The following is a 20,407-nucleotide window of genomic DNA, read 5'->3' on the forward strand; positions in this document are numbered from 1 at the left end:
TTATTTTTAGTTACTCTATTTCAATTAAACTTGACAGAACATAAGAATACACATAAGTTTTAATATTATTTAATTTATAATATTCCGCTACTGCTTCTTTATAAATTCTAAGTTGCTCTCTGTGTCTATCTCGTAAAACTTCTTCTCCGTTTCTACTAGTTACGTGATCCGTTTTGTAATCTACGATAATTGCTTCATCATCAGAAATTTTAATAAATAAATCGACAACCCCTTGCAGTATTACATCTATATCACTTTCACTATCATCATATAATTCTTTTGCTTTCTTGGCAGTTGTGAAAGCTATCTCGGTTTGACAGAACTTACTTTTAGATACTAATTTTATTAACTCACTATTAATGAAGTTAGTAATCTTTTCTAAATCATCTTTATTATTTATATTATCAAATTCCTCTTGAGAAAGTATTCTATGTTCTTTTATATTCTGTAGTAAATTATCTGTTTTCTTTAAGCTATCGATGTAACTCACTACATCCGAAATCTCTACTCCTGCTCTAGTATCATTAACTATCTTCTCAAAAAGCTTATGAATGATATTCCCTCTTAAAATCGCCTTGCTAGTAGATGTTGATTTTTTTAATGTAGTTAATTCTAAATATCCTCGTTTTTCTTTTTTATGATTCCACTCATGATCTTTAGTATTAATTTTTTTCAAGGCACTATATGAAGTTTTGGCAGGAAATACTTTATTTTTTACTTCAATCGTAAGATTATCACTTTGCTTGCTAGATTCATCGTGTTGCTTACTCTCAAATTGTTTATAAAAATCTTGTAAATCAAATCCCGAACTATCTTCTTCGTCTTTTACAAGAGGCTCACTTTCATAATCTTTAAATAAAGCGTCTTTTTCATTTTCAAAAATAAACTCTTCTCCATAATCACTAAGTAGATTATTTAAGATTTTCTCAAAATTATCATCCTCTATTAGAGCTTGGTACAACGATTTATCTTTAGCCTTCTCATTATTTAGTTCTACTCCATTTGGACTCACAAGATGTAGCGAATTTTCAGCACGAGTCAGTGCAACGTATAAATTACGTACTTCTTCTTCTCTTTCACGTAATTTTATTAAAATACTATTATATTTATACAGCTGATTTAATTTTTCTATATTACTAGAAATTAATCCAAACTTTTGACCTACCTCTTCAGCATTGATACTTAAACCAAAGATTTCAGTGAATAATACTTCACCTGTATATCCTTTTTTACTAAATGATGTATCTAAATCAGCTACAAAGACTGTTTTATACTCTAATCCTTTTGAAATATGAATCGTAGATAAAGTCACACTATCATTTGGTGTGCGTTTTTTCGTTTCGAATACCTCATCATTTTTTATAGTTTTTAATTGATTTACCAAGCCACTCAATTTATTATCTATATTTTGATAATCATTAACAATATCTATAAAGTTTTCATAATAATCTAATTCTTCATCATTTACATCAATTGTTACTAAATAATTTTTAAAATCTATATCAGTAGCTATGCATTCCAATAGACTTGGCAATGAGTTATTTAAACTAAAATTCAACCATTTTTTTAATAAATTTACTGTGTTATAATCTTTTTTCTTTTCACTATTTTGTAATTTTTCAAAAAGATTTTTCCCTTTTGTTATGGATAATTTTAATAATTCATCATTACTGTAATCAAATATCTCAGTATGTAAAATTGCAAGTAAACTAGCATCTCTGTTCGTATTATCTAAAAATCTAAGTATATTATACAAAATATTAAATGCATTAGATTCAGTAAATCCTACCTTTTCCTTAAAGAACAACGGTATATTGTATTTAGCAAAAACTTCTTTAAAGCTAGACATTTTTGTACTATTTCTGACTAAGATAGCATAGTCACTGTACTTCTTGCTATTTTTAATACCTGTTAATATTTCATAGGCAATATTTTCTATAGATTGTTCTCTATAAGATTTCTTATCTTCTAAAAGTTCACCTGTAAAATAATTAATCTTACCATTAATTAACCTAGTTGGAATAATTTCAGAACTATTCTTTTCTTTTGCTTTTGGATAGTACAATGCACTATCTTCTCCATAACTTACCCCAGCATTTTTATTCCCCATAAGTCTATTAAAAATATAATTACTAGATTTTAATATATTAACATCACTTCTAAAATTTTCTTTTAAAACTATACAAATTCCTTCAGATTCATCTTCAAAAGAATATTCTTGTTTTTCTGAATAATTATCAATTTCTAGTTTTTTATAACTATTATATTTCTGTTCGAATAAATCAGGATTTGAACCTCTAAAGCCATAGATTGCTTGTTTTACATCGCCCACCCTAAAGAAGTAAACTCCTTCTCCTCTGATTAAATTTAAGATATACTCTTGAAGGTTATTATTATCTTGATATTCATCAACATATATTTCTAAGAAATAATTTTTATAGAACTGAGCCGCTTCACTAGGAACAATTTCTCCATTTTCTTCTCTAGTTAAAGCCTTTATAGCAAGATGATTTAAATCAGAAAAGTCTAAAAAGTTATTCTCTCGTTTTCCTTTTATAAAATCATTGTGCAGTTTCTTCAATACACTTGTAATGGACTTAGACAATAAATTCATTTTTTCTAAAACTTTAAAATAATTTAGATAATCAATAAGAATTTCGTGAACTTCACTTAATAACCCAGCATCATAAATACTATCTTCAATCTCTAACTGTGTATTAAGTTTACCAATAAGCTCTTCTATCTCTTCAAGTTGTTCTTGATTGCTCTTGAAAGAAACTTCATCTTCTACATACTTTGCAATCTTCTCTTTTTTTGTTTCATCCAAATTTACAAGAGACAATATATCTAATGAACTTTCCTTCTTACTATTTATTAAATACTGTTGTACATACTTACTGAAATCTATCGCAGTAGCTATACTTTCCTTTTGAGTTAGCTCACTAACTTTATTAAACTTATCTATTACACTATTTTCTTCAACTTCAAAATTGGTAGTTACTAAATTGTTTAGTTTTGCAAAATCTTCATCTAGATAATTTTGGAAATTTGGAATATTTAATAGTTTATAGTATAAATCAATAATATAAGAACTAATATTTTGTTTAGAGCCAAATACTGTAAATAATAGGTCAGTCGTATTAGAATCTTCCTGTACTAATTGTTCAAGAACATTTCCTATCGTTTCATTCAATAATCCTCTACTATTCGCAAGTATACTAAAATTAGGTGATAAATATTTAATTTCATCATCAATCTTTTCTTCAACTAGATAATAAAATTTCTTCAGTACATTTAAACAAAAACTATCAATAGTACTTATATAAGCATCATTCATTAACATTCTTTGTTTTCTTAGATATATTAAATCTTCTTCCTTATTAGTAGATAGTAATCGTTCACTGATTTTATTCTCAATTCTTACAATCATATTCTTCGCCGCAGCAGTCGTGAATGTCAGTACTAGTAGACGATCCACATCCCATCTATTAGAAGCTACCTTCCTCGCGATTCTTTCAGAGAGCACTTCAGTTTTACCACTTCCAGCAGCTGCCGCAACAAGAACATCAGCACCGGTAATAGCTATTGCTTGCCATTGCGGGGCTGAATAAGAGTGTTTTCTAGAAGCGGCTATTTTATCAATCTTCTCAATTTTTATCATATAATTATCCTCTAATTTTACATTAATTATCATTATATATTTTAACATACTTTAAGCTTTATGGTATAATATTTTAAAATACTATTATGTTTATTACTAAAATATTTTAAAGGTGAAATGTAATGAATCGAAAAATTTTAGCGCTAGCTCCGATTATTGCGGCTAGTTCAATAATAAGACAAAATAAAAAATTAAAAGTAAGGAAAACTACTCTTAAGTTTGATAAACTACCACAAGCTTTTGACAATTTTAAAATAGCTCAAGTTAGCGACATTCACTGTGATAGGATTGGATATAGTGATCTGTCATTTATAAAAAAAATTAAGGATTTTAAACCGGATATAATTGTTATTACTGGAGATATTCTAGATAGCTATAATAATGATATGGATATTGCTTATAACATTCTAAGTCAATTAGCAATAGTAGCTCCATGTTATTTCGTCTCTGGAAATCATGAACTAAGACTTCCTGAAGAATACGAGCAACTTAAAAATAGAATGAAAAAACTTAATATTACGTATATACACAATAGTAATCTATTAATCACAAGAAATAATGAAAGTATTAATTTGGTTGGGGTTGAGGATTATAATTTCTTTAAAAATGAAGATAAGCTAAATCATAGAGCAAACTTCATAAAAACTCTAGAAGAACTTTACTCTCCTAATCACTTTAATATACTTTTATCACATAGACCTGAGAAGTTTCCGATTTACGCAGATATAAAATATGAACTTATCTTTTCAGGTCATGCGCATGGCGGTCAATGGAGAATTCCATTTGTAGGTGGTATTTTCTCTCCTAGCCAAGGCTTCTTTCCAAAATATACTAATGGAAACTATGTTCTAAAAGATTCAACTTTAATTGTTTCTCAAGGTCTTGGTAACAGCTCATTCCCTATTAGGATTAATAATAGAATAGAGTTAGTTTTAGCAACATTGAAAAAAGAAACTCAAAAATCGTGATTTATTTAAATCCGATTTTTGAGTTTCTATCTAATTATTAAAAATATAACTTTTCAAATTTTTCTATTTTTTCTTCGAAACCTTGAAGTGCTAATTCTATAGCAGCCGGTTTAGACATATCTACTCCAGCATTCTTTAAAACTTCTATTGGATAATTAGAGCATCCTTTTGAAAGAAATTCATCAATATAAACTTTAGCATTTTTACTATCTTCTAAGATTAGTTTTGATAATGCTTGTGCTGCCGAATATCCAGTAGCATATTGGTATACATAGTAATTGTAATAGAAGTGCGGTACTCTAGACCATTCATATTTTATATCTTCATCATAAGTGAAGACATCCCCGTAGTATTTCTTAACCAAGTTAAAGTACTCAGTATTTAAATAATCAGCCGTAATTGCTCCACCATTTTGAAGGTGTTGGTTAATTTTATGCTCAAATTCAGCAAATTGAGTTTGTCTATATACTGTAGCTGTAAAGCCGCTTAATGCCTGGTTAAGTACACGTAGCATACCATTTTTATTACCTTCTTTTTCAAATTTATTATAAAGGTACTCAGTTAATAATGCTTCATTACAAGTTGATGCGACTTCTGCAACAAAGATTGAATAATCTCCATAAACATATGGCTGATGTTTTCTAGTATAGTAAGAATGCATAGAGTGCCCAAGTTCATGAATTAAAGTATATACATCATTTAATGTTCCATCAAAATTTAATAGTACAAATGGTTTTGTAGTATATCCACCCCATGAATAAGCACCAGAACGTTTACCTTTATTTGGGTAAACATCAATCCATCGTTCTGTGAACGCTCTTCTCATATCGTTAACGTATTCTTCACCCATTGGTTTAACAGCTTCAAGCACAATATCACGAGCCTCATCAAATGTGAATTTTAACGGTTCGCCTTTTACCATTGATACTGATCTATCGTATAATCTGAAGTCTTCAAATCCTTTTGCTCTTTTATGTAGACTATAATATTTTTGTAGTGCAGGAATTTTTTCATTTACTACTGATACTAAATTATCATAGACTTCTTCTGGAATTAAGTTATTAGATAATGCATTATTTCTTGTTGATGAATACTTATACACATCTGCATAATATTTTTTTCGTTTTAAATTTCCACCTAATGTAGATGCTAACGTATTATTATGTTTTTTGAAATAATCATACAAGGCATGGAATGTATTTTTTCTAAGCACTCTATCTGTACTTTCCATATAAGTTCCATAAGTTCCATGAGTCAGAGTATGTTTATTTCCATCTTTATCTTCTACTTGTTCAAATTCAACATCAGCATTGTTTAACGCTGAAAAAGTTTCATCACTTGCATTTAGTGCCTCACCAGCCATCGCTATGATTCTTTCTTGTTCTGCATCTAATGTGTGAGGACGTTTTTTATTTAGTTTTTCTAACTCAAACTTATAAACTTTCAGTTCATCTAGTTCTTCTACATATCCCAATAATACATCTTCTTCAATAGAAAGTAGTTCCGGTTTTAAAAATGACCATTCCGAATAAAACTTAGAACTTAAATTCATTGTTTTAGCATATAATTCACCGTATTCAGCATCAGTACTATCCTGATCTTTTCTTAGAAAAGCATAAATAGTTAATTGCTCCATTTTTAAAGACATATCTTCTTCGGCTTTAAAAACTTCTAATAATTGTTTTGCTCCTTCTTTAACTTTTCCTCTATAGTTTTTTATTTCTGGAATAAGTTTTTCTACTTCTTTAAATTGGTTCCAAAAATCTTCATTTGTTTTAAACATTGATTCTAAGTCCCAAGTATTTTCAACTTTTTGATCTTTTCTTAATAATTCAACCATATTTTTTCTCCTTATGTATAATACATAATTTTAATTATAGCACATATTTTAGTAATTTGGTAATATATATTTTTAAAATTAACATAAATTTTCTGAAAATACGATTTGAGCAACTTATTTTCTTTTTATTAAATGATCATATTCCTCATGACCTATAAATATTTCACATTCTTTTTTAAATCCATAACTTTCGTATAACTTTCTCGCTCTATTATTTGATTGTGCAACATTTAAACTTAACTTAGCTTCTTCACTATTAACGAATTCTGTTAATAGTTTATTACCAATACCTTCTCCTCTGGCATCAGAAAAAACAAATAATGTATCTAAATAGAATTCTCCTTGTAACACTTCATTATAATCGAAAATTATTGTATCTTCTTTCAAATCAAAGTAACTAATGATTTCATCATACCAAAATTTTTTCATTTTTTCGACTTCATCATAATGATATGTAAAAGAAAAACCTTTTATTTCGCCCTCTTTTTCATATACCATACAATTTTTATAACTAAATCTATCATATTTAGACGCGAATACATATTCTAAAATCTCATAAATTTTTCCCTCTGAATAATCTTTAAATATATCTATCTCTAATGATTTAATAAACTTAAATAGTCCTTCTACTACTCTAAAGTCCTCTTTTATTGCTTTTCTAATCATACGACCTCCTAAACAATAATATCTTCTATTGCTAATGATGTTCCATTTATAATTCTATTTTTATATGAAATACTCGCTGGTGAATCATCTGACCATATTTTTCCAAACCATAACTTGAATTTTTCTATATCAAAATCAACTTTAACTAACTCAACAAATAATTCACCTATTTCTTGTGAAATAATTGCTTTTTCATGCTTACTTCTAGCTATTCTAGTAAATAGACCAAATGTTTGCCCCTGTATATTCGCCATTCCAGCTGCACCATTATTAATAACAATATTTCTTCCATTATTATATACAACTGGTAAACATGTGTGTGTGGTTGCTAGTATATCTATACTATTCTCTTTAAACCAATTGTCTAATTCTTTCTTTCTAGATTCTAATTTTAAATTCTCATTTGAACATTTCCAACCCGACATACTTTTTTCATCACCATGAGTAATTGCAATCTTTTTACCAAAAAAATCTAAAACTAAGGTTTTTGAGCGTTCTTTTACATCATTAAGAATTTGATTACCTTTAATATTTTCTTTCATCATATTATGAATAATATTTGATCGTTCTACTACTCCATCACTAACATCCTCGGGATAATTACAACCACATCCTAAAGATGATGTATTATTTAATAATTCAAATTCAACATTTCCTAGAAGTTTTATACTGTCTTTAGATAACTCCTCAATCATTAAAAAATCTTCCTTTTCGACATCAAACCAATGCATATCGCCATTAAAAACTACCTTCGCATTTTCATCCTGTGCCATCTTATTGATAATTTCTAAAGCGTATCTATTTCCATATAATCCTCCAACTATATAGATTACTTCTGCTTCTAATTTTTTAATTTTTTTTGTCCAATCCTTTTGAAGAATATACTCTAATGAACAATTTCTACCTTTTCCCATATAATTCTCTCCAAATATAATAAAAGTAAAGACTTATCATCTTTACTTTTATTATATTATATTTATTTATTTTTTGCGAACATTCCTGGTACTACATAACCAATAGTACATAAAATTAATCCGTATAAATTAACTCCTAATAGTAATGCATTCTTACCTGTACCAATAGCCCAACTTGTAGGAATTAAGTTAATAGTTAAAAGTATTCCTAAAATAATTCCAATCCAAAAACTCAAGTGGAATCCTAATTTTGTTGGTTTAACAAAACCGTGTAGTAAGAAAATCGGTGCTAGTCCAATTACCATTGTTCCACTAATCGTTGTAGCTTTAAGAATATCTGTTCCCATAATCATTGGAAGATTACCTATAATAGCAAATGCAATCATAAATAAAATAGCTACTTTCTTAGGATTTTTTAGTCCTCTATTAGACATTTCTGGTAAATCCTTAGCAGTTAACTTCCCTAAACTTGCAAATGTAGAGTCAAGTGTAGAACCTGCTGCCGATACCATTACTACTATCATAGCAAAATACCCTACGACACCTAATGTTTTACCTAAAGCTGCTGGCACGTTGCTACTTACTTCCATTCCAATTAATCTCGCATGAATTCCAATAAAACTAAAGATTAGAATAGAGAAGAACCCTAAAATACCCGATACGAAAAATGCACGAAGCATAGTCTTCTCACTAGCTATAAATCCTCTATCTGTTAATACTGGATCGTGGAATGGATAACTAAATAATTGTAGAATTGTTACAAGTAACATATCTACACCTGCGTTCATCGCCCAATTTCCTGATGTTACAAAATCACTAATGTTGTGCTGTGGTAAAATTAACGTTACTACCCAACCAACAAAGAATATAAAAATAACGGCTTGAATAACATCAGTTACGATTGAACTTCTTAATCCACCAAGCACTGTATACCCTAAAGTAATAGCAGTAAATAGAATTGCAGAGATAATAAACTCTTTACTACCCGCTTTTCCATAATATCCACCTACAACAGAAGTATTACTCCATACTTCATTAAATAAACGAATAAGTATCGCAGCTGAAAATGCAACAGAAGCTGCTTTTCCATAATTAGAAGTTAAGAAACTTACTAATCCTTTTGCTTGGTACTTTGTTCTTAATCTATAAATTGCTAAACCACAAATAGGAATACAAAGCCAATATGTTGCATAAGCTAATCCACCTATAAATCCGTATTGTGCTCCTAAATTTGCAGCGTTAGTTACAGATTTAGCGAAAATCCAACTTATAAAAATACTTAACATAAGCATCATCTCAGTAGGTTTTTCACCTCTGTTACCATCACCTCTAAAGAATCCAGCTTCTGTTACTTTCTTAGGTGATAATAAAAACATTACCACTCCATAAACAATTAAAAATCCCCAAAATAGATATCCTGTCATATCATTCATTTTCTATATAAATTCTCCTTATTATTTTAATCTAATACTACTTCACCCACATTAGCGTATCTTGCAAAAGACGGTTCATAGTTTCGAACTTTAAAACCTAACTCTTCTAATATTACCGCAACGTACGAAGCACGAACTCCAGTAGTGCAATAAGTAATTTGAAGTTTATTTTTATCTAAGCCTTTGTCAGTAACATATTTTTCTAAGTTTTCCCTAGATTTTAAGAAGCCATTACTATCAACCAGCGAATTAAATGGTAGAGAAATTGCACTAGGAATATGACCTGCTTTATTCTCTCCATAAATTACACGACCATTATATTCAACTTCTAATCTAGTATCTATAATTTGAACATCTGTATTACCTATTTTTGATAATAATTCGTCTGTATAAATAGCTTTTTTATTTTGAGTTGCTTCGCTACGAACTACATCGCTAACATCAATTCTGTCAGATGATGGTTCATAATTTTTATTAAATCCTAATTTTTCAACTTGTTTAAAACCGCCATCAATGAACTTAACATTATCAAATCCTGCATAACTAAATGTATACAGAACTCTAGCTTCATCTCCAAATCCTTGTTCAGGCATAGTAAAACCATATACTAGTACTTCAGATTCATCTGTAATTCCTAGTTTAGAGAAAATTTGTTGATAATTCTCTTTAGATAATAATTTTCCTAAATCTTCTCCCCCAAATTCTCCAAGTAAACTTATATCAGTCCAATCAACAACGATTGCTTTGTCATACATTAAAGAACCTTCTTCAAGCATTCCTCCACGTGCATCTATTACAACGACATTGCTATTTGTTCTATTATTTAATAAATACTCAGCATCAACCAACTTTTTAAAATCAAATTGTGTCATAACTATTTCTCCTTTCTGACTATATATATGATTAATTATATCACAGCTTTTAATTAAAAAATATAATTTCGCTTTCTAAATATCATAAAATTATTACATTTTTAAAACAACTAAGTATATACAAATTTAATAAATAATATTTTTTACAAATCGTAAACACAACTATTTACAACCGTAAATAATCATGTTATAATAAATCGGAATTGTTTTGAATTGAATATAAGGAGAAAATACATGAACAAGAAAAAGATGATAATTACTGGTGCCTGCGGTTCATTAGTAATCGGATTATCTGCATTCGCAGGATATGAATACGGAAAACACCAAGCATATGAATCTGCACCACTAGTGCAAAATACAGCACAAGCAAAAAAAATTAATTACTCTGACAAAGTTAGCTCAGTAGTAGTAAGTGAAATTACGGAAGATGGTTATGTTACACTTCATGGTGATCATAGCCATTATGAAAAAGGATTAATACCTTATAACGCTAAAATTCTTGATTCATTAGTTTATAAAAATAAAGACTATAAACTAAAAAATGAAGATATTCAGTATGAACTTGCTGAAGGTTATGTTATAAAAGTAAATGGTAAATATTACTATTATCCAAAAGAAGGAACAACTCAAAATAACGTTGTAGATGAAAAAACTGCGAAAGAAATTTCTGCACATGCACATCATCACCATGGAGAATCTAGCGAATCTAAAGGAAATGGAGATAACTACACATTTAATCCAAAAGATATAGTAAGTGAAACTCAAGATGGTTACGTAGTTCGCCATGGAGATCACTTCCACTATATTAAGAAGAGTGAATTATCAAGCACACAATTATCACAAGCAAAAGAAGCTGGAGTTAATCCTTCTTTAGCATCATCAACAGCAGGAGTAACAACTCCAACGAGTGATGGCTATATCTTCAAAGGTGAAAGTGACATTATAGGAAGAAACAGTTTTGGCTTTATAGTTCAACACGGTAGTCATCAACATATAATTCCATATTCACAATTAAGAGGAACACAATGGGAATATTTATTAAATGATCAAGGAACTATAACTAATAACACTAATACAACAGTAGTAAACACTCCAAAAACTAATATAGCAAATGACAATCATCATGACCATCATGAAAATATATCAAACGATGAGCATAATGAACATTCATTAGAACATGGAGATGATTATAAATTTGATCCAAAAGATATAGTAAGCGAAGATGAAAATGGATATACAGTACGCCATGGAGATCATTTCCACTATATTCCAAAGAATAAAGTAGAAAAACCTGTCGAAACTGCTAAACCAACGCCAGCAATCTCTACGCCTACTGTTTCTAAAGCAAGTAAAGTAGAGAAACCAGCTGAAATTGCTAAACCAGCTCCAGTTATCCCTACTCCTGCACTTCCTGAAGTAAATAAAGCAGAAAAACCTGCCAAAACTGTTAAACCAGTTCCGGTTGTTCCGGTTCCAGTTTTACCTGAAGTGAAAAATGAAGAGAAACCAAAAGTAGAAGAAATAGTTGTAAGACCTAGCATTTTATCATTTGCTGGAGTTCAATTTGAGACTAGTGATGGGTTTATTTTAAATGAAAATACTGTTGGTACTCCGACTTCATTAGGACTAGTGATTGATCATAATGGACACCAACACTTTGTATACTATAAACAACTAGTGAATTCTAAATTTGAAAAATTAATTCCTGAAAAATATTTAGAACAAGCTAAAAAAGAGTATAAAGAATTAGAAGATAAAGTAACTGAAAAAATAAATTACTTATCAAATAAAAATAACATTGATAAAAGCTCAATTAAATATGTATCTACAGCACAAGGAGATGCTCTTTCATATGACGGTAAAACAACATTATTAGATAATATTAATGTTAACAATGTAACTGAGTCAACTACTGAAAAGCCAACAGAAAACAACAAAGAAGAAAATAATACAGAAAATAAAGAAAATTATTCTGAAGAAGTGACTAAAAAAATTAATCACCTTGCTAAAATACTAGGAATTGACCCTAAACTTATTAAATTAGTAGAAACTGAAAGCGGTCAAGCATTAACTTATCCTCATGGTGATCATAGTCACACTGTATTATTAAATGCAATTCATATTGATGAGACTGACGTAAATATTACTGAAGAAATTCAAAAACAAATTAACTACATCGCTGAAGTCTACGGAGTACCAAAAGAAGCTGTTAAAGTAACAAAAGATTTCTTCGTATTCAATGAACCAGCTCACGCTTACGATCCAACACACATTCACCCATATCTGATTCCTCGTGAGAAATTCCATATTCCAGAGGTTACAGGTGACGATGAAGTGGATTTTGAAAATGAATTACTTGCTTTATCAAAACGAACAGGTATTCCTGCAGATAAAATTAAACGTGATGGGGATAAATTTGTAATACCTCACGGAGACCACGATCACTTTGTTAAAATTTTATCTAAAGGTGCAGATATTTATTACAAAAATAGAATTCCTAATATCACAGGAAACTATGTTTCAGGAGACTTCGATAAAGAAGCTGTATTCAAACGTATCGAGGAACTTAAAGCTAATAACCTTGCTAAACACAGCGATGATAAAAAACAAGCAAACCGTGTAAACCGTGCACTAGATCAATTACGTGCAACAATAGAAGAATTACCAACTAACTCTACTAACGGTTACCTTGAAATGTTAAATAATTTTGATAAAAAATACATCCAAGAAGAAGCTAATGCGGATACTTCTAAAAATGATGAATTAGTTAAAAAATATAATACTCTACTAAATAGAATCAAAGACACTGATATTGAAAAATATGGTCTTTCAAAAACTGACTTAACTAACGAGTTAAATGAAGCTAGCTCAAATAAAGATGCTAATACACTAAACAAAGTTAGCCATATGTTAGATGAACTTAAAAAATTCGAAGATCGTGAAGGTATAACAACAGTTAGTTACATAAAATACTTTTTAGAAAATATTGATAGTGACAAAATTGATAATAACTTACGTGAAGAACTTGCTTCTCTTGTAAAAGATTCTTATGAATCTCAAGCATCTATCACTAGAACACCAATGAGAACACTTGTAACAAGACTGATTAATGCGAAAAATGCTCTTCACTATGCACTGGAACATAATGAAAGTTCAAAAGTAGAATTCGGTAAGAACTATAATAAATTAAATAAGACTGACAGTGATGGTGCAACACTTCGCTCTTCAGCTGATCAATTCGCTAAAGAAGCCAACAATCCTTCATTTCCAATCGAATTCTCTAATGCTAAATATGACAGAGCAGATTTTGAAAAATATGCAAATAAAACAACAGAAAAAACTGAAACTACTACTCCAGCCACTGAAGTGAAACCAGAAGAAGAAAAAGATAATAACACAAATAATGGTAGTAACACTGGAAATCAACCTAACAATGAAGTAAGTACACCTAAAGAAGAAAATAATACGACAGATAATAAAAAAGTAGAACTTACTCCAGAAGAAACTGCAAAAGTAAACTTACTTGCGGGAATCTTTAAACTTTCTCCAGATTCATTAAATGTTATTGAAACACCATATGGAAAAGCGGTGAACTTCACACTTGGAGGAAAAGCCGAAACGATATTAATTAATGATATCGATAGATTACTTGCTGCATTATTGGCAAATGCTAAACCAAAAGAAGCTTCAACAGAAAATGAAAATAGTACGACTCTTAACTCAGAAAGCGAAGTTTCAAATCCAGAAAACAACACAACAAGCAACGAAAACAAAAACAACACAGAAAAAGAAAAAACTTCTAACAACACAACTACACCAACAGAGGAAACTTCAAATAATTCAACAGAAGAAAAATAACCTAAAAAGACTTGACAAAAAAGATAAAAATAGAGTAAAATTATATTAAATAAATATATAAAATTTGATTATAGACATGTTTTAATCTAAGAACATTCCCAGAGAGAGTACAAATGCTGAAAGTACTTATTGTTTATTTTAAAATTCTACTATAAATAATATCAAATTAAATTTCAAGAATCTTTTAGATTGAATTTGGGTGGAACCACGGTATAGAAATTAATCGTCCCTTGCGTCTTTGACGTAAGGGATTTTTTATTTTACTTGTAAAATTCAATCAAAATAAATTATTTAGAAGGAGCATACAATTATGTTAGATATTAAATTATTCAGAGCAAATCCTGAAATGGTAAAAGAAAAATTAGCAGCAAGAAACTTAGAAACAGATGTAGTTGACCTACTTATCGACTTAGATAAAAAACGTCGTGAACTACTTGTTCAAGTAGAAGATCTAAAAGCACTTCGTAACAAAAAAAGTGAAGAGATTGCTATCCTAAAAAGAAAACGTGAAGATGCTTCAGATGTAATTGCAGATATGAAACACGTTTCTGATGAAATTACAACTCGTGATATTGAAGTTAAACAAATCGCTGAAGAAATTAACGAAAAAATTATTAGAATACCTAACCTTATCTCTGATGAGACTCCTATCGGTGAAGATGAAGACGAAAACATCGAAGTTCGTCGTATCGGACAAGTAAGAGAATTTGACTTCGAACCAAAAGCCCACTGGGATTTAGTTGAAGAATTAGATATTGCTGATTTCGAACGTGCAGCAAAAATCTCTGGAAGTAGATTCGTATACTACAAAAAAGCTGGAGCTCTTCTTGAACGTGCATTAATCAACTTTATGATTGATACTCATGTTGTTGAACATGGATACGAAGAATTCATGGTACCTCAATTAGTTAATAGAACTGCTCTATTTGGTACAGGTCAATTCCCTAAATTCGTTGAAGATGTATATACAGTAGAATCTGAAGGATTAACTCTTATTCCTACAGCAGAAGTTCCATTAACAAACTACTACAATGGAGAAATCTTAACTGAAGATATGTTACCAAAAGGTGTTACAGCATTCAGTATCTGTTTCAGATCTGAAGCAGGAAGTGCTGGTCGTGATACTCGTGGATTAATCCGTCTTCACCAATTCAATAAAGTAGAAATGGTACGTTTTGCTAAACCTGAAAATTCATATGAACAATTAGAAATTATGACTGGACATGCTGAAAATATCCTTAAAAAATTAAACTTACCATATCGTGTAATTACTCTATGTTCTGGAGATACAGGATTCTCTAGTGCTAAAACTTACGATATCGAAGTTTGGTTACCAAGTTATAACGCTTATAAAGAAATCAGTTCTTGTTCAAACTGTACAGATTTCCAAGCGCGTCGTGCAAACATGCGTTTCAAACGTGAAGATACTGGAAAAGTTGAATTCCTTCACACATTAAACGGTTCTGGATTAGCGGTAGGACGCTGTCTAGCTGCTATAATCGAAAACTATCAAAATGAAGATGGTTCTATCACAGTACCAGAAGTTCTTCGCCCATACATGCGTGGAATCACTAAAATTGAAAGAGACTAATTAATTATTCTCAAAAACAATAAAATAAAGAAAGACTCAAAGAGTTTACATAAACTCCTTGAGTCTTTTTCCCAACCCTTTCCAGATAAAAATCCTTTATAAAAAGATAGTGGCTTTGGACTACCTTTTTCCACTCCACTATCTTTTATTTTTATAATATAAAGTTATGCATTAATTTGGGTTTTTTCAAACTTGTCTAATGCTTGTAAATATCCGTCTGTTGCTGTGACATGCCATGCTAAACTAACATCCCTAAAGTTATTTAACCAATTCAGTACTTTTCTTAATTTCGCCGGATTATTAGCGAGTACAGTCTGGGCTTTATTTTCTAATTCTGTTAATCTACTATTAACTACAGCTTCATCAATATTCCCATTTACTTTTGGAATCTCTATATAAGGTATTTTGTTTTGATTATATAGTCTCCATCCAGGACTCTTAATTGGATAATAATGGTTATGATCACCATGATTTACTATCATTTGACCATCTTGAACCTGTATATGTTCGACTGTTGTGTTCATACTACTTGCCAATGCTGTTATTTCTTTTTCAAAATCTCCTTCTAAATCTGCGCTCATCACTGGAACAGTTATGTCACTAAGTGAAAGACGTTTAAGAACACCGTTATAGTTAAATACTAATGTGTTATTATCAACTGTAATATCGCTTACATTTATTCCGTAAAATAATGCAATATAATTTTTCTTACTATCTATAGTTGCTTTATCTTCGGTTGTTGTTGCTGCACCTTTCTTAGCTAAAAATTCTTTTGCTTCTTCTAGTTGTTTAGCTGATAAATCAGATTTTTTAACAAAGTGATTATGATCACCATGTTTTACAATATATCCATCACCTTCTTCACTAACTATATTATTCACATCGAATACAAAATCATGTTCTTCAGCTTCATTATGATTATGCGTTTCTGAATCGTGCTCTGCTTTATTATGATTATGTACTTCTGAAGTATGCTCAGTTTCTGTATTAGATGACTCGGTAACTGAATTTTCTTTATTAGCTACCTCAGTAGTTGGTGTTACTAAATTATCTTTAACCTGTTTTCTTATTTCACTCAATTGTTTTTCTAAATCAATTTGTTTATTTCTGCTTTGATCTACACTATAAGACATATCAAGATAAATAATACGAGCTTTTTGTTTTAATTCATCAGCAACTTCTGGAGCTAATTTTTTCTCTTCTTTAAGTTTTAATATCTCTTCTTGTAATTTTTCTGCCTGTTCTATAATATAATCAGCAGATAGCACATAATTTTCTTTTATATCTCCACCTTCAACCTTCTCAAAATTACTCATTATTCCTTTTGGAATATTTCCATCACTTGGAATTTCTAACTCTTCTTTTGGAACAGTATTATGACTTATATCTAGGTATTCTAAAGTTTTATTTTTTTCTTTCAATGTTAATGTAGATACATAGTTATTTGACATTGTTAAGTATTTTAACGACGTAAGATTATTTACATTTTCCATTGATCTAATAACATTGTTTTTAACTATTAGATTAATTAATTTATCTTGTTTATTAGATGGGAACTCACTAATTTTATTGCCACTAGCATCTAAATTCTCAAGTGCAGATAGTTTATTAATGTTATTAATTTCTTCTAATTTATTGTTTTTAATTTCTAGACTTGTAATTGTACTGTTCTCAAAATCCAAACTATCAATTTTATTATTATTAACTTCTACACTTTCTAAAACTTTAGCATTTTTCAAATGAGATAATGTTGTTATTTTATTATCATTTGCTACTATTTTTTTCAACTTAGGCAAGTTAGAAACAACACTTAAATCTCTAATATTACTATTATTTGCCGTCAGTTGCTCTAAACTATTATTTTTAAGAGTTGCTAATTCTAAGCCACTATTATTAGATAAGAATAAGCGTTCTAATTCATTTTTACTGCTCAATGCATCTAATTTTGTAATATTATTATTTTCAAGACTAACTGCTCTTAAGTGATTTAAATCTTTTAGAGCTGAGATATCTTTAATCTTGTTATTGTCTAAATTCAACGACTCTAAGTTAGTAAGATTTTTTAGTACATCAATATTTTCAATATTATTTCCTGCAGCAGATACTAATTTTAAATTTGGATAATCTTTTAAGAATGAGATATCTTGTATATCATTTTCAGAGAAATCAATCCCTTCTAATGTTGGTATATTTTTTATAAATGAGTAATCCTTAATACCAGTTCTTGATACATATAATTGTTTCAATTTCTTGAATTTATAGACAGGTGTAATATCATCGATAGAAGTATATCCAATACCTAGAACTTCAATATTTGGCATAAGGTCCAATCCATTCCTTTTGAGTGGATCTTTGTTTTGACCTATGTTTAGATACTTAACAGTTTTCAACCACTCTTTCATTTTCTCTACATTTGTCTCTTGTGCAGGAAAATCAGTGTCAGCTGATGCATGTTGAATATCATGGATAATGTCATCATCAAATCCTAATTTTTTCAACGTCTCAGCTCCCGAATTACTATGTGGATCTGCCAAAGGTTTTGATGTATCTATATCTTTAAGCAATATAGTATGGCTATGATCTCCATGTGGATATACCACCGCCTTACCTTCTGCTGTTTCAATTAATTTTATAGCACTTTTATCTATATTTAATTGTTTAGCAACATAATCAGTTTTTTCTTCAATTTCTTTTTCTTCTGAAGAAGTTTCATTTTTCCCTTCTACTAAATTATTAGGTGTCTCTGTGTTAGTAGTTGCAGAATTATTACTTGTAGAATTATTTTCTTCAGTGCCTAATATATTCGAATTATTTGTCTCCGCATCTTCTTTGATATTTATATCTTTTAACAACTCCATTTTTCCATTATATGAAATTGCATCCCCGTTTGAAGTAATAACATAACTAAATTTATCTTTATCTATATTATTCTTTTTAGAAATATAATTAATCTTATCATTAACTTCTTTCTCTAACTCAACATACTCTTCTTTGGCTTTATTTAGATATTGATGAGGAATTAATTTTTCAAATTTAGAATTTACTAATTGTTTATAGAATATAAAATGTTGATGCCCACTATGAGCTACTAAAAGCCCTGTTGAAGTCGGTGTTGTAATACTATCATCAGACAGTTTAAACCCATCACTAGTCTCAAATTGAACTCCAGCAAATGATAAGATGCTAGGTCTTACAACTGTTTCTTCTACTTTTTGTTTCTCTTCATTTTTCACTTCAGGTAAAACTGGAACCGTAACAACCGGAACTGGTTTAACAGTTTCGGCAGGTTTTTCTGCTTTATTTACTTCAGGAAGTGCAGGAGTAGGGATAACTGGAGCTGGTTTAGCAATTTCAGCTGGTTTCTCTACTTTACTTGCTTTAGAAACAGTAGGCGTAGAGATTGCTGGCGTTGGTTTAGCAGTTTCGACAGGTTTTTCTACTTTATTCTTTGGAATATAGTGGAAATGATCTCCATGGCGTACTGTATATCCATTTTCATCTTCGCTTACTATATCTTTTGGATCAAATTTATAATCATCTCCATGTTCTAATGAATGTTCATTATGCTCATCGTTTGATATATTTTCATGATGGTCATGATGATTGTCATTTGCTATATTAGTTTTTGGAGTGTTTACTACTGTTGTATTAGTGTTATTAGTTATAGTTCCTTGATCATTTAATAAATATTCCCATTGTGTTCCTCTTAATTGTGAATATGGAATTATATGTTGATGACTACCGTGTTGAACTATAAAGCCAAAACTGTTTCTTCCTATAATGTCACTTTCACCTTTGAAGATATAGCCATCACTCGTTGGAGTTGTTACTCCTGCTGTTGATGATGCTAAAGAAGGATTAACTCCAGCTTCTTTTGCTTGTGATAATTGTGTGCTTGATAATTCACTCTTCTTAATATAGTGGAAGTGATCTCCATGGCGAACTACGTAACCATCTTGAGTTTCACTTACTATATCTTTTGGATTAAATGTGTAGTTATCTCCATTTCCTTTAGATTCGCTAGATTCTCCATGGTGATGATGTGCATGTGCAGAAATTTCTTTCGCAGTTTTTTCATCTACAACGTTATTTTGAGTTGTTCCTTCTTTTGGATAATAGTAATATTTACCATTTACTTTTATAACATAACCTTCAGCAAGTTCATACTGAATATCTTCATTTTTTAGTTTATAGTCTTTATTTTTATAAACTAATGAATCAAGAATTTTAGCGTTATAAGGTATTAATCCTTTTTCATAATGGCTATGATCACCATGAAGTGTAACATAACCATCTTCCGTAATTTCACTTACTACTACTGAGCTAACTTTGTCAGAGTAATTAATTTTTTTTGCTTGTGCTGTATTTTGCACTAGTGGTGCAGATTCATATGCTTGGTGTTTTCCGTATTCGTATCCTGCGAATGCAGATAATCCGATTACTAATAAACCACAGGCACCAGTAATTATCATTTTTTTCTTGTTCATGTATTTTCTCCTCAATTATATAATTCGAAATAATTTCGATTTATTATAACACGATTATCTTTCTTTGTAAATAGTTATCTTTACGATTTACTGTTTTTGAATTTAATATTTTTATAT

10 protein-coding genes are annotated in these 20,407 nt (G+C 29.8%); 3 read left to right on the plus strand and 7 right to left on the minus strand.

The features are described from left to right. Positions 1-10 precede the first annotated feature (10 nt). Positions 11-3,661 (minus strand): UvrD-helicase domain-containing protein, encoded by a 3,651-nt coding sequence (locus ACO6OL_RS05180; RefSeq protein WP_485502364.1) that lies wholly within the window; start codon positions 3,659-3,661, stop codon positions 11-13. Between the two features lie 122 nt (positions 3,662-3,783). On the opposite strand from ACO6OL_RS05180, the gene ACO6OL_RS05185 reads away from it, so the two are divergent. Continuing rightward, positions 3,784-4,629, plus strand: a complete 846-nt coding sequence (locus ACO6OL_RS05185) for a metallophosphoesterase (RefSeq protein WP_485502365.1) — start codon at positions 3,784-3,786, stop codon at positions 4,627-4,629. Between the two features lie 37 nt (positions 4,630-4,666). On the opposite strand, the gene pepF is transcribed toward ACO6OL_RS05185, so the two are convergent. From pepF to ACO6OL_RS05210, 5 genes are all read right to left on the minus strand, one after another. Beyond that, positions 4,667-6,469 (minus strand): oligoendopeptidase F, encoded by a 1,803-nt coding sequence (gene pepF, locus ACO6OL_RS05190; protein WP_485502366.1) that lies wholly within the window; start codon positions 6,467-6,469, stop codon positions 4,667-4,669. A gap of 114 nt (positions 6,470-6,583) precedes the next feature. After that, positions 6,584-7,135, minus strand: coding sequence for a GNAT family N-acetyltransferase (locus ACO6OL_RS05195; protein ID WP_314160247.1), 552 nt, complete (start codon positions 7,133-7,135; stop codon positions 6,584-6,586). A gap of 8 nt (positions 7,136-7,143) precedes the next feature. Further along, entirely contained in the window at positions 7,144-8,049 is a 906-nt protein-coding gene (locus ACO6OL_RS05200) for a metallophosphoesterase family protein (protein WP_314160248.1), read from the minus strand. Between the two features lie 62 nt (positions 8,050-8,111). Beyond that, on the minus strand, positions 8,112-9,482 hold the full coding sequence (locus tag ACO6OL_RS05205) for a sodium:solute symporter (protein WP_485502367.1): 1,371 nt from the start codon (positions 9,480-9,482) through the stop codon (positions 8,112-8,114). 26 nt (positions 9,483-9,508) lie between these two features. Next, positions 9,509-10,354, minus strand: a complete 846-nt coding sequence (locus ACO6OL_RS05210) for a sulfurtransferase (protein WP_485502368.1) — start codon at positions 10,352-10,354, stop codon at positions 9,509-9,511. Positions 10,355-10,588: 234 nt separating this feature from the next. On the opposite strand from ACO6OL_RS05210, the gene ACO6OL_RS05215 reads away from it, so the two are divergent. Both ACO6OL_RS05215 and serS read left to right on the plus strand, forming a co-directional pair. Continuing rightward, on the plus strand, positions 10,589-14,212 hold the full coding sequence (locus ACO6OL_RS05215; protein ID WP_485502369.1) for a pneumococcal-type histidine triad protein: 3,624 nt from the start codon (positions 10,589-10,591) through the stop codon (positions 14,210-14,212). Positions 14,213-14,522: 310 nt separating this feature from the next. Next, positions 14,523-15,803 (plus strand): serine--tRNA ligase, encoded by a 1,281-nt coding sequence (serS, locus tag ACO6OL_RS05220; protein ID WP_004264136.1) that lies wholly within the window; start codon positions 14,523-14,525, stop codon positions 15,801-15,803. Between the two features lie 164 nt (positions 15,804-15,967). Here serS and ACO6OL_RS05225 read toward each other — a convergent pair whose 3' ends face one another. Beyond that, a complete protein-coding gene (locus ACO6OL_RS05225; RefSeq protein WP_485502370.1) occupies positions 15,968-20,290 on the minus strand; it encodes a pneumococcal-type histidine triad protein in 4,323 nt (1,440 codons plus the stop codon). Between the last annotated feature and the right edge of the window lie 117 nt (positions 20,291-20,407).

The organism is Gemella sp., assembly GCF_057272915.1.